This is a genomic window from Xylocopilactobacillus apicola, assembly GCF_033095985.1.
Lineage (GTDB): Bacteria > Bacillota > Bacilli > Lactobacillales > Lactobacillaceae > Xylocopilactobacillus > Xylocopilactobacillus apicola.
In genome coordinates this window covers 1,508,226-1,533,754 of sequence record NZ_AP026802.1, presented here as the reverse complement: position 1 = coordinate 1,533,754, position 25,529 = coordinate 1,508,226, and the positions used below count along the sequence as shown (strand labels likewise).

At 38.8% G+C, this 25,529-nt stretch carries 17 protein-coding genes; 13 read left to right on the top strand and 4 right to left on the bottom strand.

What is annotated here, in order from left to right; genetic code table 11:
- Window positions 1-176: 176 nt before the first annotated feature.
- Window positions 177-1,145 carry a Ppx/GppA family phosphatase gene (locus R8495_RS07505; RefSeq protein WP_317634857.1) on the bottom strand — a complete coding sequence of 323 codons (969 nt, stop codon included), beginning with the start codon at window positions 1,143-1,145 and terminating at the stop codon, window positions 177-179.
- Window positions 1,145-3,208 (bottom strand): polyphosphate kinase 1, encoded by a 2,064-nt coding sequence (gene ppk1, locus R8495_RS07500; RefSeq protein ID WP_317634856.1) that lies wholly within the window; start codon window positions 3,206-3,208, stop codon window positions 1,145-1,147. The genes R8495_RS07505 and ppk1 overlap by 1 nt, the downstream gene beginning before the upstream one ends.
- A gap of 140 nt (window positions 3,209-3,348) precedes the next feature.
- Here ppk1 and R8495_RS07495 point away from each other — a divergent pair, with 140 nt between their 5' ends.
- From R8495_RS07495 to R8495_RS07475, 5 genes are read left to right on the top strand one after another with little or no spacing between them, the layout of a single operon-like run.
- Complete coding sequence (locus R8495_RS07495; RefSeq protein WP_317634855.1) at window positions 3,349-3,819, top strand: CtsR family transcriptional regulator; 471 nt, start codon at window positions 3,349-3,351, stop codon at window positions 3,817-3,819.
- A 56-nt stretch (window positions 3,820-3,875) separates the two neighbouring features.
- Window positions 3,876-6,380, top strand: coding sequence for an ATP-dependent Clp protease ATP-binding subunit (locus R8495_RS07490; RefSeq protein ID WP_317634854.1), 2,505 nt, complete (start codon window positions 3,876-3,878; stop codon window positions 6,378-6,380).
- A gap of 2 nt (window positions 6,381-6,382) precedes the next feature.
- The gene (locus tag R8495_RS07485) at window positions 6,383-7,294 is read left to right on the top strand and encodes a peptidase U32 family protein (protein WP_317636614.1); all 912 of its coding nucleotides are present in this window, start codon (window positions 6,383-6,385) and stop codon (window positions 7,292-7,294) included.
- A complete protein-coding gene (locus tag R8495_RS07480; protein ID WP_317634853.1) occupies window positions 7,291-8,505 on the top strand; it encodes a peptidase U32 family protein in 1,215 nt (404 codons plus the stop codon). Before R8495_RS07485 ends, R8495_RS07480 begins: the two co-directional genes overlap by 4 nt.
- Window positions 8,506-8,513: 8 nt before the next feature.
- Window positions 8,514-9,278, top strand: coding sequence for an alpha/beta hydrolase (locus tag R8495_RS07475; RefSeq protein ID WP_317634852.1), 765 nt, complete (start codon window positions 8,514-8,516; stop codon window positions 9,276-9,278).
- A 23-nt stretch (window positions 9,279-9,301) separates the two neighbouring features.
- On the opposite strand, the gene R8495_RS07470 is transcribed toward R8495_RS07475, so the two are convergent.
- A complete protein-coding gene (locus R8495_RS07470) occupies window positions 9,302-9,487 on the bottom strand; it encodes an LBP_cg2779 family protein (protein ID WP_317634851.1) in 186 nt (61 codons plus the stop codon).
- Between the two features lie 266 nt (window positions 9,488-9,753).
- Here R8495_RS07470 and rpsL point away from each other — a divergent pair, with 266 nt between their 5' ends.
- From rpsL to R8495_RS07440, 6 genes are all read left to right on the top strand, one after another.
- Entirely contained in the window at window positions 9,754-10,167 is a 414-nt protein-coding gene (gene rpsL, locus R8495_RS07465; RefSeq protein WP_317634850.1) for a 30S ribosomal protein S12, read from the top strand.
- A 26-nt stretch (window positions 10,168-10,193) separates the two neighbouring features.
- Window positions 10,194-10,664, top strand: a complete 471-nt coding sequence (gene rpsG, locus R8495_RS07460) for a 30S ribosomal protein S7 (protein WP_317634849.1) — start codon at window positions 10,194-10,196, stop codon at window positions 10,662-10,664.
- A 45-nt stretch (window positions 10,665-10,709) separates the two neighbouring features.
- Window positions 10,710-12,806, top strand: coding sequence for an elongation factor G (fusA, locus tag R8495_RS07455; protein ID WP_317634848.1), 2,097 nt, complete (start codon window positions 10,710-10,712; stop codon window positions 12,804-12,806).
- A gap of 97 nt (window positions 12,807-12,903) precedes the next feature.
- Window positions 12,904-13,599: a metal ABC transporter ATP-binding protein gene (locus tag R8495_RS07450; RefSeq protein ID WP_317634847.1), complete on the top strand. Its 696-nt coding sequence runs from the start codon at window positions 12,904-12,906 to the stop codon at window positions 13,597-13,599.
- Entirely contained in the window at window positions 13,586-14,377 is a 792-nt protein-coding gene (locus R8495_RS07445; protein ID WP_317634846.1) for a metal ABC transporter permease, read from the top strand. Before R8495_RS07450 ends, R8495_RS07445 begins: the two co-directional genes overlap by 14 nt.
- Window positions 14,378-14,473: 96 nt before the next feature.
- Entirely contained in the window at window positions 14,474-16,690 is a 2,217-nt protein-coding gene (locus tag R8495_RS07440) for a lectin-like domain-containing protein (RefSeq protein ID WP_317634845.1), read from the top strand.
- Between the two features lie 27 nt (window positions 16,691-16,717).
- On the opposite strand, the gene R8495_RS07435 is transcribed toward R8495_RS07440, so the two are convergent.
- Window positions 16,718-17,614, bottom strand: a complete 897-nt coding sequence (locus R8495_RS07435; protein WP_317634844.1) for a metal ABC transporter solute-binding protein, Zn/Mn family — start codon at window positions 17,612-17,614, stop codon at window positions 16,718-16,720.
- Between the two features lie 334 nt (window positions 17,615-17,948).
- Between R8495_RS07435 and rpoB the strand changes: the two genes are divergently transcribed.
- A complete protein-coding gene (gene rpoB, locus R8495_RS07430) occupies window positions 17,949-21,650 on the top strand; it encodes a DNA-directed RNA polymerase subunit beta (protein ID WP_317634843.1) in 3,702 nt (1,233 codons plus the stop codon).
- A complete protein-coding gene (gene rpoC / locus R8495_RS07425; RefSeq protein ID WP_317634842.1) occupies window positions 21,651-25,445 on the top strand; it encodes a DNA-directed RNA polymerase subunit beta' in 3,795 nt (1,264 codons plus the stop codon).
- The last annotated feature ends 84 nt before the right edge of the window (window positions 25,446-25,529 follow it).

Genomic DNA, 25,529 nt, shown 5'->3' with positions numbered 1-25,529 from the left:
ACTTTATATTGTACTTTATATTGTACGTTTATTCAATCGCAGGGATCTGCATCTTGGTTTGAATATTAACCTAAGTTCGGTAAACAGCAAATGAAGTTTATAAAGTGGGATAACATTACTTGATTCGGCGCCTTAATAAACAAAAAGATCGGCTTCAAACGAGTCGATCTTTTTGTTTATTCGAGAGTTAGCTTTTCGGGGTCGAATGTATGTATTTCATTTTGCGTTTGATTTTTTATTTCTTGGAAAAGAATTCCTTCTCGGACTCCCGATTGAGAGAAAATTATTTGCTCACAGTCGATAATTTGCATGATTAGACGCAGAGGAATCAGGCCGCCAATAATAATGCCAGAGCGATCTTTGGCAAGCCCCTTGATATTTTGACGCTCACTCTCATTTTTACTTAACAACTGATAAATAATGTCATCAGCAACTTCGCGGTTCAGATGAAATCCATGGATCGGAAGTTCAGTTTGGTTCAGTTCATTTTTCCTGATTTTAGCGAGGGTCCGGTTTGATCCGCCGATGGCAATGATCGGAAAATTTTTAGCAGATTTCAGCCAAGATAAATTGTTAAGAGTGTTGGCGAGGCTAGCACATGCCTTAAAAACGGAAGCAGCTGTTGGCGGATCACCTTGCAAATAGTTCTCGGTGATATTGACTGCACCAAATGGCAGACTAATTCGCTCTTTCATCTGCGCATTTTTAACAAGCACTATTTCGGTTGAAGCGCCGCCAGTGTCAAGGATAAGTCCGTTTTCGGGCGCGAGCGTACTGATCACGCCGTAGTAATCATATTCTGCCTCCTCAATACCAGTGATTACTCGTAATGGAAATCCCATCAGCTCTTCAAATTGGGTTAGAAAAACCGCTTGATTGCGAGCTTGACGAACAGCTGCAGTGGCAACGGCAATGATTTTCAAAGGCTGATATTTCGCATATTCTGCCTTGAATTGAGCGAGAACTCCTAAAGTCCGATTAATCGCCTCAGGTCTTAAGAGCTGTTTTTGCCCCATTCCTTGAGAGATTCTAACCATTTCTTGGCGTCTAGCTAGTACTTGAAATTCACCATTGGAATCGTACTCGGTGATGGTTGTGCGAATCGAATTTGATCCTAAATCTAGGATTGCAATTTTCTGGTTCATTAATTTTCCTTTTTCTCTGCCTCGATCAGAAACTGTTCCTGAATTGGTACAATTTTTGTGGCATTTTTATTATTAATTCGTTTCATGTAAGTTCCATTAGCGTGTTTGGTATAACTTTGCACCCGGTCATTCCACATGCGCTCGAAGATGTTCAAAATGCGTTCTTTTAAATCAGGATCTTCGATTGGAAAAAGCGTTTCAATTCGTCGATCGAAATTTCTTGGCATGACATCGGCAGAGGAAAGGTAACATTTATAATTTTTCTCAGAGATAAAAATATAAACGCGAGAGTGTTCTAACAAGCGTCCGACAATCGAGTGAATGTGTAGATTAGTACTTACTCCAGGTAATTGAGGGACAGCAGTTGTAAGTCCGCGGATTAAAAGATGAACTTTAACACCCTTGGAGCTGGCATCATACAAATTTTTAATTAATTTATAATCGGAGAGGGAGTTACATTTGATCCAAATTTCACAGTTTTCTCCGTCTTGAGCCTTTTTAATCGTTTTTTTGATCTCATGCTCTAATTTTGACCTAAGCATATTTGGGGCAATATAGAGCTTGTTGAGCTTATTAGGCAACTTTTTCTTCCCATTAATATACTGGAAAATCCGTTTAATGTCTTTAGCGTATTTCAGACGGGCTGTAAAAAAACTAAAATCGGTGTAGCCTTTGGCTGTTGCCTCATTATAATTTCCTGTCGCCAGATGAGCAATCGTGCTTTTGTCGTCTCTAACCACTAAAGCCATTTTACAGTGGATCTTAAGATCTGGAAAGCTTGTGTAAACATTTATCCCAATTCCACGCAAATAATCGGCGACTTTAATGTTATGTTCCTCGTCAAAACGAGCTTTAACCTCAATTAAGACATTAACCTTTTTGCCATGTTTTGCTGCATCAGCTAAAGATTTCACAATTGGTGAGTCGTGAGAGGTCCGATAAATTGTTACATAAATCTCTTTTACAGTGGGATCAATTGCCGCTTGCGCAAAGAAATTCACGACGCCGTCGTAACTATCATAAGGATGATGCAATAAATAATCGTGATTTTGAATCTTAGCAAAAATTTCTGTTCCTTCAAGATCGCTTTCGTGATGAGGACTTCTTTTTTGAAAATGGAGATTGGCTGGGGCATTAACAATACTCTGACAAAGCTGGTCAATGAAGTTGTAGTCCCAATCGCCATTAATATGAAATGTATTTAAAGGATTAACGTCAAGGACTTCTGTTAAAGTTTTCAAAGTTTTACGCGGCATTGAGCTGTCGACTGCCAGAAAAATTACAGGAGCTGAGGCTCTTTTTTCAAGGGCAATTTCGACCGCTTGTTCAGTATTCTTGCTCTCTTTAGGCAGACTTCTAATGTCCATATCTTTTAAAATTCGATAAAGGTAAATTTTTTGAGCAATAAAACGTCCTTTAAATTTAGCTTGGATTAATTCTTTAAAGTGAGCCTTAATAATTTGTTCTAACAAGATAAAACAGTTACTTTGTTCTGGTAAGACGAGGAGTCGATTTAAAGGCGGGAGTTTAAAATGGGAAAAAATATGCTTGGAAGGATCTTGGGCACTGATCATCTCTGATACGAAATACATAGCACCGTTTTCCATCTCAGGCCAGGGAATATCCTTTGGCAGAAGTTCTACCTCAATTAGCGGGCTGACAGTTGTAAGGAAATAATTATCAGCAAATTTTCTTTGTTCAACACTGAGTTTTTGGTAGTCTAATAAATTGATTTTGTGATTTGCGAGGTCACCTTTTATTTTTAGCCAAATTTTATTTTGCCTTTTTAACTGCCTCTTAACTAATTTTCGAACTTGATTGAGTTGCGTATTTGGCGCCAGTCCAGATTTATCGGGATTAAAATCACCAGCTTGAACTTCGCGAATTAAACTAGCAACCCGAATCATATACCACTCATCAAGATTTGCTTGAGTAATTTTCAAAAATTTCGTTCGCTCCAAAAGTGGAATCGCGGGCGACTGAGCGTTGTCCAGAATTCGGTCGTTAAAGGCAAGCCAACTAATCTCGCGATTCATAAAATCATGTTGTTTAGACATTTCCATTATTTATTACCATTTCCTATAACTTTATTATAAGATATTTTACTTGGAAAAAAAGGCCCAATCGGATTTAAATCGTCCAAGGGTTTAAATTTGAATCTCCTCGTATTATAATGTTAGTCAAATATAGTCAAGGAATAAAAATGAGCCAATCGAATAATTTATCTGATCTGATTGAACAGTATATTAAAAATATTTTAAATGAGAATTTCGAAGTTGAATTACGACGCCAACAAATCGCCGAATATTTCAATGTAGTTCCCTCACAAATTAATTATGTGATCAAGACTCGTTTCGATGCCAAGCATGGTTATTACGTCGAAAGTAAAAGGGGCGGCGGTGGCTATATTCGAATCGTTAAATTACAGTTTGTCAGCACCAGAGATTTGTTGGAAAAAGTTAAGTCTGAAGTGGGTTCAGTTTTGACTTTAACTGACGCATCTACGATCATTAAGCAACTGATTAATGATGAAATAATAGATGTTCCCTGCGGCCGAATAATTCTTGCAGCAATTGATAACGATGCTTTAGGAGAGTTGGATAAGCCCAGTCAAAATAAATTGCGAGCACATATTTTTAAATGCATTTTAACTAAGCTAGAGTACGAAAATTAGCTAAAATTATTATATAATTAACAAAGAAGATGAAATCCTCATCGAGGAGGTTTAAATTGGATAACTTATTTACGCCCAGTGCTAGGATGGTACTGGAGATTTCTCAAACCAATGCGAAAATGTTGGGCCATTTTGCGGTATCTACTGAGCATTTACTATTAGCATTAGTGCTTGAACCCGAGGGAATTGCAGGTAAAACCTTGCGCAAATTAAACATTAATGAAGCAGATATTCAGGAGGAAATCAATGATTTGACTGGTTTTAGCTCTGATAATAAAATTACAAATGTCGATAAGGAAAGTCTGGGATATTCTCAAAAAGCTAAGGAGATTCTGGCTTATGCAGGTGATGAAGCAAAACGTTTAGGTGCCCTTAAAATTGGAACAGAGCATATTTTGCTTGGAATTTTAAGTGAAGATGACGTTTTAGCAACGAGAATTTTGATTAATCTAGGGTTAAATTTAGAAAAAACTCGCCAATTATTGCTTAAAAAAATGGGAATTACAGATGTACCTGGGAGAAATTTTGGGAAACGACGGATGGGGGCTGGTTCTGAGCTTCAAGGATCTAAGGGAGCTTCAAAGACCCCAACGTTGGATAATTTAGCCCGTGATTTAACTGAATCAGCGCGTAATAACGGGATTGATCCTGTAATTGGTCGAAATCGAGAGGTTCAAAGAGTAATTCAAATTTTATCACGTCGGACGAAAAACAACCCTGTTTTAATTGGTGAGCCAGGAGTTGGCAAAACTGCGATTGCTGAAGGTTTGGCCGAAAGAATTGTTGATGGGCAAGTGCCTTCTGAAATGTTAAATAATCGTTTAATGATGCTTGACACGGGATCACTCGTGGCAGGAACTAAATATCGTGGCGAATTTGAAGACCGCTTAAAAAAAGTGATTAAAGAAATTTCTGACAGTGATAATATAATCCTTTTCGTTGATGAGCTACATACGTTAATTGGAGCAGGTGGGGCAGAAGGTGCAATTGATGCATCTAATATTTTGAAACCGGCTTTAGCCCGTGGCGAAATCCAGTTGATTGGAGCGACAACGCTTAATGAGTATCAAAAGTATATTGAAAGAGATGCAGCTTTAGAAAGACGATTTGCGACAGTTATGGTCAATGAACCAACGGTAGATGAATCTAGGGAAATTCTAAAAGGCTTGCGTGAGCGATATGAACTTCATCATCATCTCAAGATAAGTGATGAAGCAATTGATGCTGCGGTCGAACTATCAAATCGTTACATTACCAATCGTTTTTTGCCGGATAAGGCAATTGATCTTGTAGATGAAGCATCTGCGAAGGTTCATTTAGCCAATTCTACTAGTTCTCAAATGGTAAATATCAGTAAAGAGTTGGCGAAAATAGAGATTGAAAAAGAAGACGCTGTCAAAAATCAAGATTTTGAGCTAGCTGCTAAAATTCGTAAACAAGAATTTGAATTAAGAGATAAATTAGGAGATGCCAAATATGGGGTTAATGTTACTGTCCCACGCTCTGATGAATTGATCGTGACGGGTGAAGATATTGCTGAAATAGTTTCTGAGTGGACTGGGGTCCCAGTAATGCAGTTGACTCAAAAAGAGTCTGAGCGTTTGGTTAACTTAGAAGAATTTTTGCATCAACGGGTGATCGGACAAGATTCTGCAGTATCAGCTATTTCTCGGGCAATCAGAAGAACAAGAAGTGGATTAAAAGATCCTGGCCGTCCGATGGGTTCGTTTATGTTTTTAGGCCCAACTGGGGTTGGGAAAACCGAGCTTGCTAAATCGTTGGCGGATGCACTGTTTGGTTCTGCTGATAATATAATCCGAATTGATATGTCTGAGTATATGGAAAAACATACTACCAGCCGTTTGATTGGTTCTCCTCCAGGATATGTTGGGTATGAAGAAGGCGGCCAATTAACAGAAAAAGTTCGTAATCATCCTTATTCAGTTATTTTATTTGATGAAATTGAAAAGGCTCATCCGGATGTATTTAATCTGCTTTTGCAGGTTTTAGATGACGGATACTTGACTGATGCGCGCGGTCGGAGAGTGGATTTTCGTAATACAATTATTATCATGACTTCTAATTTAGGTGCAACTAGTCTTAGAGATGAACACGAGGTTGGCTTTGGCGCGAAAAATAATGTAACCAGCGATATTGCTATTGAGAATAAAATTCGCGAAGTGCTAAAAGAAACTTATCGGCCAGAATTTCTTAATCGAATCGACGAAATTGTTATCTTTAAGGTCTTAACTAAAGATGAAGTTCGCCAAATTGTTAAATTGATGGTTGGTGTTTTTGTTCATCGTTTGGACGAAATGGGAATTTCTCTAAAATTAACTCCGAGTGCAATTAATTTGATTGCTGACAAAGGATATAATCCCGAATATGGAGCTCGAACAATTAGGAGAGTTTTACAGAATGAATTAGAAGATGTCATGAGTGAACAGCTATTGAGCGGAGAAATTTCTCGTGGCGATTCGGTGACAATTGGTGCTAAAGGGGAACAGTTTAAAATGCGAGTTACAAAATCCACTAAAAAGAAAGATAAGGTCAAAATTTGACGATGATCGAATATTCTTCAACAGTACCCGCAAAAGAAGTTGCGGGTTCTCTTTTTGATTTAGGAATTGATACTTTAATAATCGGAAACAATGATTTTGGGTTACGGTTGCCTACTGACTATAATGTCTTGGAAACTCAACGATTAACGGAAACGGCCCATCAGCTCGGCAAAAAAGTGGTGGTTGCCGCTAATGCTATTTTACATAATGATAAATTGCTTGCTTATGAGAAGTATTTAGCTGATCTTTTAACAATTGGGGTTGATTATGTGATGGTCGGTGATGCAGGAGCGGTGAATTTAATTCAGGAGAAATTTCCGAGCCAAAAATTCATATATAACGGAGAGGTTCTCGATACTAACTCGGGGATGATAAATTTTTGGGGTAACGAAGGAGCATCTTATGTAAGAATTGCGCGAGAGCTTCCTTATGTGGAGCTGGAGGAATTGATTCCTAAATTGCAAGTTCCCCCAATTATGCAACTCTTTGGTCCGATTGCAATTGAACATTCGGCTAGAAGTTTGATTTATAATTATTTGGATTACGAAAATAAATCATCCGAGTTTAATTTTAATCAAGTTTATCACGTTAATTTACCGCAGAAACCAGAAGATATATATACAATGTTTGAAGATCAAAATGGAACTCACATGTACGGGCCAGAGGATCTCAATTTGTTAGAACAGTTACCTGAATTAGTTGTATTGGGAATTTGTCATTATACCTTTGATAGCAAGTTCTATCCAAGTGAGAACTGGTTATCAATTATGGAAATTTTCATTCGAGCCCGCAAATTATTGGAATCAGGTGAGTCGAATTTCGAAGAATTAAACACTGAATTAAAAGAAAAATTACCAGCAGATCGAAAAATTTCGACCGGATTTTATCATTATCAGTTAGGAGATATTAAATGACCAATCAACCAGAAGTTTTAGTTCCCGCAGGAACTCCTGAGAAATTGCATGTTGCAATTGATTACGGAGCAGATGCAGTCTATATTGGAGGTGAGCGGCTGGGGTTAAGGTCAAGGGCCAGCAATTTTTCAATTGAAGATATGCGTGAAGGTGCTGAATATGCGCATGCAAAATCAGCTAAAGTTTATTTGGCGGCCAACATTGTTTGCCACGAAAACGAGTTAACAGATATGATCTCTTACTTGACCGAAGTCAGGGATGCAGGAATTGACGCGATCATCGTTTCAGATCCCGCCATTATTAGCGCGGTTTTAACGCAGGTTCCAGGATTGCCGGTCCATTTGTCGACTCAAGCATCAGCTGTTAATTATGAGGCAGTAAATTTTTGGGCAAAACACGGGCTAGAAAGAGTGGTTTTGGGTCGGGAGACGACCTATGAAGAGATTAAAGAAATTAAAGAGCATACTGATGTGGAGATTGAGGCTTTTATTCAAGGTGCAATGTGTATTAGTTATTCTGGGCGTTGTGTAATGAGTAATTATATGAATCGGCGGGATGCTAATCGTGGCGGGTGTGCACAAAATTGTCGATTTCTCTATAATTTAACTGATGAAACTGGGCGTTCATTGACAGGAGATGAGCAATTTACGATGTCAGCGGTTGACATGAGCCTGATTCCTGAAATTGGCAGAATGCTTTCAACCGGTGTGGATAGTCTTAAAATTGAAGGGCGCATGAAGACGATTCATTATGTTTCGACAGTAGCTAACGTCTATCGGACCGCTGTAGATGCTTATCTTGCTGATCCAGATAATTTCACTGTCGATCCAGCATGGATTGAGGAATTGTCGAAGATATCTCAGCGCCGGATGTCATTTGGCTTTTTTAATGGTGCGCCAAGTAAAGATGATGAGTTATTTGCTCACGTCAAACCTGATTTGGGTTATGAATTCATCGGTGAGGTCCAAGGTTTTCAAAATGGTCGCGTTATTATCCAGGAACGTAATAATTTTTCCGAAGGCGATGAACTAGAATTTTATGGTCCTAATTTCTATCATTATCTTGCAAAAGCACAGGATTTAAGAGATGAAGATAATTTAAAGATAGAGAGAGCCAGTCATGCAATGATGATTTGTTCAATTAATCTTGATGTTAAGATGCCAGCTGGCACGATGATTAGAAAGAAAAAAACTGCAAAGGTGACAGTATAGGCAGTTTGATGAAATTTAGCAAAGATTTAGAATATGAAAAAGAGCATCATTTGAAGTTAGACCTCTACCAAAATGATGCTAAAAACAAAGTGAAGATGAGTCTCATTATCATCCATGGTGGTGGTTGGTTTCGTGGAAGTAAAGACAGTGAGACAGAATTAGCAACAAAGTTTGTAACCTTGGGTTATGATGTGGTTGTACCAGATTACAGACTTGCTCCGCCGAATTTTTATCCTGCTCCTCAAGAGGACATTAATCAAGCCTATCAGTGGACAAAATCACAGTTTCCTACAAACGAAATTGCAGTTTTAGGTACTTCAGTTGGTGGAACAATGGCAGTCGAATTGGCAATCAAATATGGAATTCCGGCAGTATCGTTGTCTGGAATTTTTGATCTTGAAAAATGGATTAGAAAGCATCAATCAGTTGAACCAGTGTTAGAGGCGCTTAAATCTGATGATCCAGAAGAACAATTGAAGCTAAATGAGCAGTTTTATAAGGGGTTCATTCTTAATTACCTGGGACAAAATTTGGACCTTTTGAAAAAAGCAACGCCATATTATCGAGTTAGCTCTACAACTGGGCCAGTGTTTCTCTTGAATTCAATGGACGAATTAGCACCAGTGTCAGGTGTATTAAAAATGGAGAAATCTTTAGCTAAACACGGAGTTTTATCTTGGGTTCATTTCTTAGCTGGAACTCGTCATGGTCATAGTTACGCTCTTGAAGTAACAGCTAGTGTAGATCAATTTTTAAAACAAAAAAACGGCTGATCAAAATGACCGGTCGTTTTTCTTTAATTTTCGGCTAAAAATTTTAGTAAATCATTTAAAACTTCTTGGTCTACTTTGCCAATTCCAGCCTTCATTGCATGAATATGTTCGACTGAAATATGACTAGCAAAAGCTAAATCACTATCAGTCATATTGTGCTCTTTTTCGAAGTTGATTATTTTTTCAACAACTGGTGAAACCCCGTCCATTGTTTATGTCCCCTTAAATTTTGTTATGGATTGACTGTCGTTAACGGCAGTTGGTCACTACCAGAATTATAACAGAGTTAAAGACAATCGGTAAATAAATGTTTGTAAATTTGCTGTTCGGAATTAAACTGTTTTTTTTGCTAAATATATTGACAAATCCTCTAAAAAATACTACAATTTTGAACGTGTTTTAAGATATTGTCGAAAAAACAAAACGCCTGGGTGCGTGTACCAATAAAAATTAGAAAGGAATTCAAGATATCTAAATGCCAACTATTAACCAATTAGTACGCAAAGGTCGTAAATCAAAGTCTAGTAAATCCAAATCACCTGCTTTGAACTTCGGCTATAACAGTATGAATAAGAATTTAACTAAGAATCCAGCTCCTCAAAAGAGAGGAGTTGCTACTCGTGTTGGGACGATGACCCCAAAGAAGCCAAACTCGGCCTTACGTAAGTATGCCCGTGTTCGCCTCTCAAACTTGATTGAAGTTACTGCTTATATTCCAGGAATTGGTCACAATTTACAGGAACATAGTGTTGTTTTGATTCGTGGCGGTCGTGTAAAAGACCTTCCTGGTGTTCGTTACCATATTGTTCGGGGAACTCTTGATACAGCAGGAGTTACAGACCGGATGCAAGGACGCTCAAAATACGGCACAAAACGGCCAAAGAAGTAAATTTTTTTAAGAGATAGGAGTATATAATGCCAAGAAAAGGCACAATCGTTAAACAAGATATATTGGCAGACCCAATATACAACTCAAAATTAGTATCAAGACTGATCAACCACATGATGAAAGATGGTAAGCGAGGAAAGGCTCAAAATATTCTTTATAGCGCCTTTGATATTATTCGTGAGCAAACTAGTAAAGATCCACTTGAAGTTTTTCAAGATGCCATGAATAACGTAATGCCAGTACTTGAAGTTAAGGCACGTCGGATCGGGGGATCTAACTACCAAGTACCAATCGAAGTTCGCCCAGAAAGAAGGACAACTCTTGCTTTGCGGTGGATCGTTCAATATTCACGTTTACGTAATGAACGTTCTATGGATGAGAAATTAGCTCATGAGATTATGGATGCCGCAAACAATACTGGTGCATCCGTTAAGAAACGGGAAGATACGCACAAGATGGCAGAAGCAAACCGCGCATTTGCTCAGTATCGCTGGTAATTAATAAGATAATATTAGTTTGTAGTGAAGGAGAAATAACATATAATGGCTGCAAAGCGAGAATTTCCACTCGATAAAACCAGAAATATCGGGATTATGGCCCATATCGATGCAGGAAAGACAACGACAACCGAAAGAATTCTTTTCTATACTGGAAAGATTCACAAGATCGGTGAAACTCACGAAGGTGCATCGCAGATGGACTGGATGGAAGAGGAGCAGGAAAGAGGAATTACTATTACCTCTGCTGCGACAACTGCTCAGTGGAAAGATTATCGAATTAACATCATTGATACTCCAGGACACGTCGACTTTACAATTGAAGTAGAACGCTCACTTAGAGTTCTTGATGGTGTTATTACAGTACTTGATGCTCAATCTGGGGTTGAGCCACAGACTGAAAATGTTTGGCGTCAAGCTGCTAATTATAACGTTCCAAACATTGTTTTCGTTAACAAAATGGATAAAATTGGAGCTGATTTTGATTATTCAGTTCAGACTATCCATGATCGTTTACAGGCTAACGCTCATGCAATCCAAATTCCAATTGGTGCAGAAGATCAATTTAGTGGCATCATCGATTTAGTTACGATGAAAGCTTATCTGTATGATGTTGATGAAGTTGGAGATAAGTGGGATACGGTTGATATTCCTGCGGACTATCAGGACAAAGCTAAAAAGATGCATGATGAATTGGTTGAAGCTGTTGCTGATGTTAACGATGACGTGATGGAGAAATACCTCAACGGCGAAGAAATCACTGTTGAAGAATTAAAAGCTGGTATCCGTCGGGCAACAATTGATCTTAAATTCTTCCCTGTATTAGTTGGTTCAGCATTTAAGAATAAAGGTGTCCAGATGCTTTTGGATGCGGTGGTTGATTATCTTCCATCACCTCTTGAAGTTAGACCTTATATTGCTCACAAACCAGGAACAGAAGAATCTGTTGAACTACAAGCAGGCGATGATCAACCATTTGCTGCTTTGGCTTTTAAGATTGCTACTGATCCATTTGTAGGCCGTTTAACCTACATTCGTGTTTATACAGGCTCTCTACCATCAGGATCTTATGTTTTAAATGCAACTAAAGATTCTCGTGAACGGGTCGGCCGACTATTGCAGATGCACGCTAATCACCGAACAGAAATTTCTGAAGTATTCTCTGGTGATATTGCCGCTGCTATTGGTTTAAAGAATACAACAACAGGTGATTCATTGACTGATGTTAATACACCGTTGATTCTTGAATCGATGGTCTTCCCAGATCCTGTTATTCAGGTCTCAATTGAACCAGATTCAAAAGAAGATCGTGATAAGTTAGACGTTGCGTTGCAAAAACTTGCTGAAGAAGATCCAACTTTCCAAGCTGAAACAAACGCTGAAACTGGTCAGACTTTAATTGCTGGAATGGGTGAGTTGCATCTTGATATCATGGTTGAAAGAATGCGCCGTGAGTTCAAAGTGGCAGCTAAAGTTGGTGAACCACAAGTAGCTTACCGTGAAACATTTACAACGCCAGCTCAAGCTCAAGGTAAATTTGTTCGTCAGAGTGGTGGTAAAGGTCAATACGGTGATGTTTATATTGAATTTACACCAAATGAAGAAGGAAAAGGCTTCGAGTTTGAGAATGCTATCGTTGGTGGGGTAGTTCCGCGGGAATATATTCCATCAGTTGAAGCTGGTTTGCGTGAAGCAATGGCTAATGGTGTTCTTGCGGGATATCCATTAATCGACGTTAAAGCAAAACTTTACGACGGATCTTACCATGAAGTCGATTCATCTGAGGCAGCCTTCAAAGTTGCTGCATCGATTGCACTTCATGAAGCTGCTAAAAAAGCTGGTGCTGTGATCTTAGAACCGATCATGAAAGTTGAAGTTATCGTACCTGAGGAATATCTTGGCGATATTATGGGTCAGATTACTGCTCGTCGTGGTCGCGTTGAAGGAATGGAAGCTCGTGGTAATGCGCAAGTGGTTAATGGCTTCGTGCCGTTGGCTGAAATGTTTGGGTATGCAACTACATTGCGTTCTGCAACTCAGGGACGTGGTACTTTCACAATGACATTTGATCACTATGAATCAGTACCTAAGTCAATCCAAGAAGAAATCATCAAGAAAAACGGCGGAAAATCTGCTGAATAATGTGTAAAGGGGCAAATGAGCCTCTTTTTTTTCTACAAAACGACAAAAACTTCACTTACTAATATACAGTGAGGCTTTTTTTGTTTAAAATAGAAGGATGAGTGAAAAACAAACCTTAATAAAACTTGTTGATTTATCAATGAGTTTTGATCAAAAACTTCTTTTTAAGAACCTAAATTTAGAGATAAAGCAAGGTGATTTTCTTTCGATTATTGGACCAAATGGCACAGGAAAAAGTACGTTAATTCAATTAATGATGAAAGAACTTGCTCCTAGAAGTGGACAAGTTATATATACAGACAATGGTTTTGACCGTAAGAAAATTGGATTTGTACCCCAAACTAGAAATATAAATGAGGACTATCCGCTAAATCTGACAAGTTTTGTAAGCTTACGTCTTTATGATAATTTGATTCCCTGGTTGACCAAAAAAGATCGGCTTAAAATTAGCACTGCGCTAAAAAAAGTTAGGCTTCAAGATAAATCTGATAACCTTTTAGCAAATTCATCAGGAGGTGAACAGCAACGGGCCTATATTGCCCAAGCGTTGGTTCACGACCCCAAAATGATTATTCTAGATGAACCAACAAATGGATTGGATGAACGATCAAAAAAAGAGGTAATGGAAATCTTAAAAAAATTGCAAGTTGAAGACCAGGTAACCATTGTTTTAGTTACTCACGATCCGGAATCCGTGATCCAAAACAGTACTAAAATTTTAAAACTAAATGGCGATGGTACTTTTGAAGTAGGAGATCAAAGTCTATTGGAGAATAACGATGTTGAATTCTGAATTTATGTTAAATGCTTTTATTGCTGGAACCTTAATAGCCGTTGTTTGTGGTGTTATGAGCATTTTTGTATTGATTAGAAAACTGCCTTTTTTAACTCATATGATTTCGGAAATTGGTTTTTCAGGGGCAGCGTTTGGAGTGTTTGCTGGATTGCCACCGATCACTGGGATGCTCATTTTTACCACTCTGGCAGCGGTACTTACAAGTGTTGGCTCTAATAAATTTTCCTCCAATGATTCACTGGTTTCTGTTATCTCAGCTCTTTTTATGGGGTCGGGGGCTTTATTTTTGACTTTAGCAAAGGGAAATAGCAGTTACGCGACTAATTTAATGTTCGGCAGCATTACTGCAATAACTAAATCTAATGTCTATCAAATTTTAATTGTCGCAGGGATCGTATTGATTACAATTTTGTTGTTGTTTCGACCGCTTAAATATGATTCTTTCGATCCAATTGCTGCTCGGTATTCAAGCTTGAAAACTTACTGGATTTCTTTAATCTTTTTAGTTATGACCGCCTTTACTGCTAGTGTTGCGGCGCAGATTGTTGGAGCACTTTTAATTTTTGTTTTAATGACTTTACCGGCATCGATTGCTTTTAGGTGGGGTAGAAACTTTTTTGAATTAATCTTGATTAGTATTAGTTGTGCGTTGATCGGAGTTTGGGGTGGCTTATATTTAACCTATCTAACTAATTTACCTGTTACTTTTTTCATTACCTTAATTGAAGCAATTTTATACTTCACTACTCTTATAGCGAAGAGAATTATAGCATAGCCATTTCAATTGTTTTGAAAAAATTTATCCGAATCTGATCACAACCGTCCTTTAAACTAAGTATAATTAATGTATAAAGTTTGAGGAGGATAAATTTTGAGGCATAGAAAAGAAAAATTGATTATGGGGGCGATGATCAGTTTTTTACTTATTGTAAGTGTTATTTTTTTTGCTTCACCTCAGAAAAAATCGAAACATAATTTAGCAGCATTTGTGAACACTGATATTTCTTTGGTGACTGATACAGGGAGCCATTCATTGAATATCAGTACTGGGCAAATTAACTCGAACTTCGTGGTTGCTGGTTCGGCTTTTAGTTATGGAACTGATGGGACTTATTCTCTTACTCAAAGCGGAGCTGGTGGGGCAAACGGGCAACAAGGTTATACAGTTTTCAAAAACCAGATTGATATGACTAGAAACTGGTCGATGACTTTTAATTTGTCACTTCAAACAGTGACTTCTTCTATCGGCGGTGTTGGTGGTGATTTTGTGGGATTAATTTTGACGCCTGCAACGCAGACCCGTTTGCAACAACAAACAAATCAAAGTATTACTGGGATGAATACAGCTGCTTCTAATCTAGGGATTGCGAGTCTACCTAGTACGACAATTTGGGGACTTGATTTTTATAACAACAGTAAAGCTCAATATTCTATTTACAATACAGTTCCTACCAATCCGCTCGATCCTGCTTATTCCGGGGATTGGTGGAACTTCGGTAATACCAAAAATTTTTTGGAGACAGTTGCGGGATTTCGGCATACTTATGGAACTGGGAGTCCTTATACCGGTCGTTTAGTTAATTCATTTGGAGCAAATGATGACGGACCTCACCGTGTTATTACAAGTTTTGCTTCCCCAGTTCAAGTTACCTACACATACGGTGGCGCTCAAAATGGCACAGTTAGAGTAACGACCGGAGATGGGCAAACTTATACGCAGGTGCTATCAAGTACTAGTGATCCTGCAACTAACCAGTGGCAACCTGTTATGTCTGTTGGTGCAACAGCTGCAACCGGCGGGTATAAATCTAATATGGGTGTGCAGATCACTAATTTTAATCTCCAGTTGGCGACTGCATTGGTTAGTGTGACTTATAAAGACAGTAGCGGCAATGTGTTGAAACCAGCTCGCAATCAAGCAATTTTGGCAAATATTGGTGATACTATTTCTGCTGGTAGTGCAGCTGATGCAACTAAAGCGAAGTATGTCTATCAGGCGACAAGAATTCCAGGATATGTTTATCAAAGCTCGAATGTCTTGACGGTAGTCGGTGACAACACTCAAAATAACGTTAATCTCGTTTACAATAAATCTTTTCAAAAATCTACTTTGAAAGTTGCAAATCCGACGATTTTACCAGCAAATGATCCATGGCGTACGACTCCGCAAATCGTGGTAAGTGGTCCGCACACTAACGATAATTTCTTTACGGGCAGCGTTGATACAACTAATATTTTTGCGACATCCGATAACAGTGCAACGACCAATAAATTAATGCGTCCAGGGTATTCGTATACGGTTACTTATCGTCATGCAGGCGATCCCAACGATGGGGTAATTTATCCAAGTCTGGCAGCAGCGCTTACTGCTAACCCTAAATATGATGATACAGATAACCAAGGATCAACTGATAGCAATGAACAAATCTTTGAGGTTAACTATCAGGTTAAAGGACGGACCACCTTGCGGGCGGTGCCAAACTTTGATTTTGGCGTTAATGCTGTTAATACCGATGATACTTATTCTTTAGCTAATACTGTTCAAAACGGGGCATCCTCTGTAAATTACTTAAACTTGGATTATAGTAATGATTACACCTCAACAGGATATCCGATCGGCAAATATTTGCAGACAGGAGTAACTAAAACTCCGGTCAAAAGAGAACTCGTGGTAACTTCTGCTACAGGTAATCCTCAAAATGTTTGGCATCTTGAAGGTCAGCTCGGTAGTTTTTACAATAACGCTGGTGGCTTAATCAATAATACGGGGATTCAATTGAAACTGAATTCAAACAAACTTGCAGGCATTAATGATTATCCTTTAACAAGTAGTTCAATGTGGCAAACTGGTGGAACACCTTTAACTTCTAATGGGACTTTGGTTGCAGGTGGTCCTAGTGTGAGCATTTTAAACAGTAATAATAGTTCTAATAATAATGCTGTAGGAAGTTGGCGCTTAAGTTTTGGTTCGGCAAACGATGCGACTTTGCAAGTTCCTCGCAGTGTTTTAGCGAAGCTGCCAAAGACTTCTTCTTCGGTTGGGCTTCACGCAGCAGTGACTTGGACCTTAGTTACAGGAGCCCCGTAAAATTTCAAATAAAAAAAACTAGAACTTCTAGTTTTTTAAAATTTTTGCCAATTCATCATAAATTTTGTTTTGCCAATCTAGGTAGCTAACACCCGCGGGTTTCATTTCGGTTAGGAAAAGGACCGGGATCTTTTGAGCCTTGGCTTCTTTTAAGAGGGTATCTGTAGTATTGTTTTCTACCTGTCGATTGTGGACATAAAAGATAACGCGGTGGTCTTTGAAATCATCGATTGTTGCTTGAGCATCTTTAGGCGACGGATCAGTTTCATTCTCGATTGCTAAAGCAAATCTAGGATTATTGATTTTATATCCAAGATTTGTTAGAGCATAGTCAAAGAGCGGTTCACTGACGTCGACTTGATTTTTGTCAGGGTTTGCGGTTGATTTTTTGGCCTTGGCTTCGACTTTCTTTAATTTAGCTTGATAGTTTTTGGCATTAGTAGTGAAATAAGATTTATGAGCAGGTTGCATTTTTCCGAGTTGATCAGCAAGATTATTAGTGTATTTTTCGATAATCTCGAGATCAAACCAAAGGTGGGGATTAGCCCCCGTCTTTTTGCCAGCAACATCTTTTCCAATATCAATATGTTTCTGCTTTGTAATTAATGGGTTGATCCAATTATCATATCCCAGCCCGTTGCTGATTACTAAATCTGCTTGAGTTACCGCTTTGGTCGTTTTGGTGGTCGGCTTAAAATCATGCGGATCGATGTTGGGGTTTTCTATAATAGCCGTGACCGATCCTTCTTTACCAACAATTTGCCTTGTAATGTCGGCATATATGTCAGTTGAAGTGACAATTTGAAGCTGAGAACTTTTTGCCTTTTCATTTTTTGAATGAGGAATGCCGAAAATGACCAGACCAAGGCAGAGGAGTACTAATAATGCTGCAATTAGCATAATAATTTTTCTGTTTTTCTTCATTATAAGATTGAAGCTCCGATCTTTAAAAATGAGTTGGTTGCCGATTGTTAAGGTGCGCCCAGAAATTCCTTACCCAATTCTATCACACATGTTTCAAATATTACTTGTTTTTTAGATTTGTTTGCGTTAAAATATTGGAATAAGTCCGATTTTAGGGTAAAATGAATCGGTAATGATAGAGAGCTGTTTTGATCTATTGTCCATCACAGTGATCCTACATATATCAAATTTTTGAGTATGTGGGATTTTTTTTGCTCTCGGACTGTGAAAAAGTATTAAGATTTTCTAAAGATTTATGATCAATCAGTCTTCGAAACTTAGAAGGAGTGTGTAAATGGCTGAACATAACGTAAGTTACGGTAAACATCAAGTACGGAAAAGTTTTTCCCGGATTAAAGATGTTCTTAAATTGCCCAATTTGATTGATATTCAAACTCAATCATATAAGTGGTTTTTGGACGATGGAATTAATGAAATGTTTCACGACGTAATGCCAATTGAAGACTTTAAAGGAATTTTGACATTAGAATATAATGGATATTCCTTTAAAGAACCTAAGTATTCAGTTGATGAAGCGCGAGAACGCGATACTAATTATTCAATGCCAATGTATGTTAATCTGCGTTTAACCAATAATGAAACTGGTGAAATTAAAACGCAGGATGTTTTTTTTGGTGATTTTCCGATGATGACCAGAGAAGGAACATTTATCATTAATGGAGCAGAACGGGTTATTGTTTCTCAATTAATGAGATCCCCTGGCGTTTATTTTAGTAGTTCAACAGATAAAAATAGCATTGTTAATTATGGTACAACGGTGATTCCAAACCGGGGTGCTTGGTTGGAATTTGAATCAGATAGCAAAGAGATCGCTTATGCTAGAATCGATCGGACTCGTAAGATTCCAATTACAGTTCTACTTCGGGCGCTTGGATTTGGCTCTGATAGCACAATTTCTGAAATTTTTGGTTCGGATAATTCACTTCAGTTAACGATGGAAAAAGACATTCATAAAAATTCTGCTGATTCAAGAACTGATGAAGCGCTAAAAGAAATTTATGAACGTTTAAGACCAGGCGAACCTAAAACTGCTGAAAGTTCTCGCTCACTTTTGTATGCTCGCTTCTTTGATCCAAAACGTTATGATTTAGCATCTGTTGGTCGCTACAAAATTAATAAAAAACTCTCTTTAGAAAATCGATTAGTTGGTTTGACTTTGGCTGAAACTTTAGTTGATCCTGATACAGGAGAAGTGATTGCTTCTAAGGGAACAAAGATTGATCGTCAGTTGATGGAAGGTGACGGTAAAGAAGGTGAAGGGAAGACGCCTTTAAAACGCTATTTGCGGAGAATGGATTTTAAAACCAGTTCTTTTATTCCTTCACAAGACGGTGTCTTACAAGACGAAGTTGTGATTCAAAGTATTAAAGTTTACAGTTTAAACGATCCTGATCAAATCGTAGAATTAATTGGGAATGCTAATATTCCAGAGTCAGTTCATCAACTGACAGTTGCTGATATTATATCAGCGGTTAATTACTTCTTAAATCTTCGCTATGGAATCGGTACAACTGATGATATTGATCACTTAGGTAATAGACGAATTCGCTCAGTTGGTGAGTTACTTCAAAATCAATTTAGAATTGGTTTAACTCGGATGGAACGGGTTGTGCGCGAGCGGATGTCAATTCAAGATCCTTTGACCGTGACTCCACAGCAGCTGGTTAACATTAGACCTGTTGTTGCTTCAATTAAAGAATTCTTTGGTTCATCGCAGCTTTCACAGTTCATGGATCAAACTAATCCGTTAGGAGAATTAACTCATAAGCGGCGGCTAAGTGCTTTAGGACCAGGAGGTTTAACACGTGATCGAGCAGGATACGAAGTACGGGACGTGCATTATACCCATTACGGACGGATGTGTCCGATTGAAACGCCAGAAGGTCCTAATATCGGCTTGATAAACAGTTTAGCAAGTTATGCGGTAGTTAATAAATATGGTTTTATTGAGACTCCATATCGACGGGTGAGTTGGAAGACCCACCGAGTTACTGATAAAATCGATTATTTGACTGCTGATGAAGAAGATAATTATACGATTGCTCAAGCAAACTCTCCTTTGAAAAGTAATGGTGAGTTTGCTGAACCGACTGTCTTAGCTCGTCATAAAGATGATAATATCGAAACAACTCCTGAACATGTTGACTATATGGATGTTTCTCCTAAGCAGGTAGTAGCGGTCGCGACAGCTTGTATTCCGTTTTTGGAAAATGATGATTCCAACCGGGCTTTAATGGGTGCAAACATGCAGCGCCAAGCGGTTCCCTTGATTCAACCTCATGCGCCGATTGTTGGTACCGGAATGGAGTATGTTGCAGCTCATGATTCTGGTTTAGCAGTTTTAGCTGAACATGATGGAGTTGTTGAGTATGTTGATGCCAATCAAATCCGGATCAGAAGAGCAGATAAAAGTCTTGATACATATCGTTTGATGATTCATCGTCGTTCAAATGCGGGTAAAGACTATCACCAAAAGCCAATTGTAAAAAAAGGCGAGCACGTTGAAGCAAACGACATTATTGCAGATGGACCTGCAATGTATAATGGCGAGTTAGCTTTAGGTCAAAATCCGTTGGTGGCATTTATGACCTGGAATATGTATAACTATGAAGATGCGATTATTCTTTCAGAACGTTTAGTCAAAGAAGATGTTTATACTTCTATTCATATTGAAGAATACATTTCAGAATCTCGTGATACTAAATTAGGACCGGAAGAAGTTACCCGTGAAATTCCAAACGTCGGTGAAGATGCTCTTAAAGATTTAGATGAATTAGGAGTTGTCAGAATTGGAGCTGAAGTCCGTGAAGGAGATATTTTAGTTGGTAAGGTAACTCCTAAAGGGATGACTGAACTGTCAGCTGAAGAAAGATTGCTTCATGCCATTTTCGGTGAGAAATCGCGAGAGGTTCGTGATACATCGCTAAGAGTTCCTCACGGTGGTGATGGAATTATTCAAAAAGTTAAAATCTTTACTAGAGAAGCTGGAGATGAATTACCACCTGGAGTTAATATGTTGGTTCGCGTTTTTGTGGCTCAAAAACGTAAGATCCAAGTTGGTGATAAGATGGCAGGTCGTCACGGGAACAAAGGTACTGTTTCAATCGTTGTACCGGAAGAAGATATGCCATTTATGCCGGATGGCACGCCAGTTGATATTCTCTTGTCACCAATGGGTGTTCCGTCTCGTATGAATATTGGACAAGTATTAGAGCTTCACTTAGGTTTAGCTGCTAAAAAATTGGGAATTGATATCGCAACGCCTGTATTTGATGGAGTTACTGATAAAGATCTTTGGAGTACAGTTAGAAAAGCTGGAATGGACGCAGATGGCAAGACTTACCTTTATGACGGTCGAACCGGTGAACCTTTTGAAAATAAAGTGTCGGTCGGTGTCATGTACTATATGAAGTTATCTCACATGGTTGATGATAAACTTCATGCTCGTTCGATTGGACCATACTCACTGGTTACTCAGCAACCATTGGGTGGTAAAGCTCAGTTTGGTGGACAGAGATTTGGTGAAATGGAAGTTTGGGCACTTGAAGCCTACGGTGCGGCTCATACTTTACAAGAAATTTTGACTTACAAATCTGATGACGTTACAGGGCGTGTTAAAACTTACGAAGCAATAGTTAAAGGTGAGACAATTCCAGCACCAAGTGTGCCAGAATCATTCCGCGTTTTGATTAAAGAGTTACAATCTCTGGGCCTTGATATTAGGGTTCTTGATGATCAAAAATCAGAAATTGATCTTAGAGATATGGACGAAGACGGGAACAAAAATGTTGTCGTTGACGCGTTGCAGAAATATGCTGATGAAATTGCAGTTCAAAAAGCAGTTATTGAGGGAGAACGCGAAAATAGTCGCCCAGCTCCTAGTGAAAAGAATAGTGATGAAAAGGATGCGTTAGACCTTGAAAAGGCCTTTGGCATAACCGATGAATCAACGCCCCAGAAAGGAGACGCAAAATAATTGATTGATGTTAATAAATTTGACAGTATGCAGATCGGTCTTGCATCACCGGATAAGATTAGAAGTTGGTCTTATGGTGAGGTCAAAAAACCCGAGACGATCAATTATCGAACTTTAAAGCCTGAACGAGATGGCTTATTCGATGAACGGATTTTTGGTCCAACAAAGGATTGGGAATGTGCCTGTGGTAAATACAAACGGATCCGCTATAAGGGAATTGTTTGTGATCGCTGTGGCGTTGAAGTTACGCGTTCCAAGGTTCGTCGCGAACGAATGGGACATATTGAGTTAGCAGCTCCTGTTACTCATATTTGGTATTTTAAGGGAATTCCATCTCGGATCGGGTTAATTCTTGATGTTTCTCCGCGCGTTTTAGAAGAAGTAATTTATTTTTCAGCTTACATTGTAATTGAGCCAGGCAAAACTACTTTAGAAGAGAAACAAATTTTAACTGAGCGCGAATATCGGGATAAGAAGGCTGAATTTTATAAGATTGTAACCGATCCGCTAGAAACGGATTTAAAGGCTGGTCAGCTTTTATCACAAGATGATTACATGAAAGCTTTTCAAAAATTCGGTGCCCATAGCTTTGAAAGTAAAGATGCTTTCTTAGCTAAAATGGGAGCCGAAGGGATTAAAGATCTGCTGAGAAATGTTGATTTAGAAAAATCGGTTGCCGAATTAAAACAAGAATTAAAAGAAGCTAGTGGTCAACGACGTGTTAGAGATATCAGACGTTTGGACATTCTAGAAGCCTTCTTGAAGTCTGGGAATCATCCTGAGTGGGTTGTAATGGATGCGATTCCGGTAATTCCACCAGATCTTAGACCGATGGTTCAGCTTGAAGGCGGCAGATTTGCTACTAGTGACTTAAATGATTTATATCGAAGGGTAATTAATCGAAATAATCGACTCAAGAAATTGTTAGAACTTAATGCACCAGGAATCATTGTGCAAAATGAAAAGCGGATGCTCCAAGAAGCTGTTGATGCATTAATTGATAATGGTCGAAGAGGTCGTCCAGTTACAGGTCCAGGAAACCGGCCATTGAAGTCATTAAGTCATATGCTTAAAGGGAAGCAAGGACGTTTCCGTCAGAACTTGCTGGGAAAACGTGTTGACTATTCAGGGCGTTCAGTTATTGATGTTGGACCAACGTTGAAGTTCTCTCAATGTGGTTTGCCAAGGACGATGGCGCTTGAGTTATTTAAACCATTTGTCATGAGTGAATTGGTTCAACGCGAATTAGCTTCTAATGTGAAAAGTGCCCGCCGGATGATTGATCGCCAAGACAATGAAGTTTGGGATATTTTAGAGGATGTACTTAAAGAAAGAACTGTTCTTTTGAATCGGGCTCCCACGTTGCACCGTTTGGGAATCCAAGCTTTTGAACCTGTCTTAGTTGAAGGTAAATCGATTCGGTTACATCCGTTGGCTTGTGAAGCTTACAATGCCGATTTTGATGGTGATCAGATGGCGGTTCACGTTCCTTTATCTGATGAAGCTCAGGCAGAAGCTAGATTGTTAATGTTAGCGGCTCACCATATTTTGGCGCCAAAAGACGGTAAACCAATCGTTAGTCCTTCTCAGGATATCGTTTTAGGGAATTATTATTTAACGATTGAAGAGAATGGTCGTGAGGGCGAAGGTAGTATTTTTGAGAATACTAATGAAGCAATGCTGGCTTTTCAAAATGGAGTGGTTAGTCTGCATACTCGAGTTGGTGTTGCAGTCTCATCGATGCCAGACAAACCGTTTACGAAGAAACAGCAAAATGAAATTTTGCTTACTACGATCGGTAAGTTAATTTTCAATTCGATTATGCCTAAAGATTTCCCTTATCTCAATGAGCCAACAAATGAAAATTTGGTTCATGGAGTTCCTGAAAAGTTTTTCTTGAAAAAAGGGGAAGATATTAATGAAATTCTTGCTGCGCGCGAATTAGTTGGGCCTTTTAAAAAGGGATTCTTGAGTGATGTCATTGCCGAAGTTTTTAAGATTTATAAAGTTCAGCGGACCACCGATCTTCTGGATGACATGAAGACTTTGGGTTACACACAAGCTACTAATTCAGGAATAACGGTGGGAGTAGCTGACATCACCAATTTAAAGGACAAAAAACGAATCGTTGCAGGTGCTCATAAGAAGGTTGAAACTATTTCTAATCAATTTAGACGTGGTTTGATCACTGAAGAGGAGCGCCATGATCGAGTTATTGGTGTTTGGAATGATGCTAAAGATGAAATTCAGGATAAATTGATGGCTTCTTTTGATCAGAAAAATCCAATTTCGATGATGAGTGATTCTGGTGCTCGTGGTAATATTTCTAACTTTACGCAGCTCGCTGGGATGCGTGGTTTGATGGCTGCTCCTAACGGCGGGATGATGGAAGTACCGGTTACTTCGAATTTCCGAGAAGGCTTGAGCGTTTTGGAAATGTTCATGTCTACTCACGGTGCTCGTAAAGGAATGACCGATACGGCTTTGAAAACAGCAAACTCGGGTTACTTAACTCGTCGTTTGGTTGATGTAGCTCAAGATGTGATTGTAAGAGAAGACGATTGTGGAACTGATCGTGGTGTTGAAGTTTCAGCAATTACTGAAGGCAATGAAATAATTGAACCATTGTATGATCGTCTTCTTGGACGTTACACAATGAAAACTGTTTTTGATCCTGAGACCGGCAAGAAATTGGTCGGTAAGAATGTTTTCTTAGATGAAGCAAAATCTCAGATGTTGATCGATCATAATGTTGAGAGTGTTACGATTCGTTCACTGTTCACTTGTAAGACTCGCCACGGAGTTTGTCGGATGTGTTATGGACGTAACTTGGCAACGGGAACCTCAGTTGAAGTAGGTGAAGCAGTGGGAACTGTTGCAGCTCAGTCAATCGGTGAACCCGGAACTCAGCTGACGATGCGTAACTTCCATACTGGTGGGGTTGCAGGTGGTGAAGATATCACTCAAGGTCTTCCCCGGGTTGAAGAAATTTTTGAAGCTCGTAATCCTAAAGGACAGGCAACAATCACTGAAGTTGGTGGAACGATCACGGCAATTAACGAAGATCCAGCTACTCATACCAGAGAAATCGTTGTACACAACAACGATGAGGAAAAAACTTACACGATTCCATATACTGCAAGTCTTGCAGTAGCGCAAGGCGACGTCGTAGAACGAGGAGATCGTTTAACAGGTGGATCAATTGATCCAAAACATTTACTACAAACGAAAAATACTGCATCCACTGAAGCTTATTTATTAGCAGAAGTCCAAAAGGTTTATCGTATGCAGGGTGTTGATATCTCCGATAAACATTTGGAAGTAATGGTTCGCCAAATGTTAAGAAAAGTCCGAGTTATGGATCCAGCCGATACAGATATTTTGCCAGGAACTCTAATGGACATTAGTGATTTCGAAGATCAAAATGCTGCGACTATTAAGTCTGGTAAAGTGCCAGCTACTGCTCGGCCAGTTCTCCTTGGGATTACAAAAGCAGCTTTGGAAACAAATAGTTTCTTGTCTGCTGCATCCTTCCAGGAAACAACAAGAGTCTTAACTGATACTTCTATTCGAGGCAAGAATGATCCGTTAATTGGTTTGAAAGAAAATGTCATTATTGGGAAGTTGATCCCAGCTGGTACTGGAATGAAACGCTACCAAGATATGGAACCAGTTGCTGATGTTCCACTTCAAGCTGAAGAACAGACAGTTAATGAATTAGAAAAGAAATATAAGTCGGAAGAAAATCTATACGAAAAGATTAAAAACGACAAAGCACCAAATAATTACGAATAAAAAAAGGCAGTCACGCTAACTAAATTGTTGGCGGTTGACTGCTTTTTTTGGTTAATGGAGTGATTAGTAAATCCGATTTTTTGA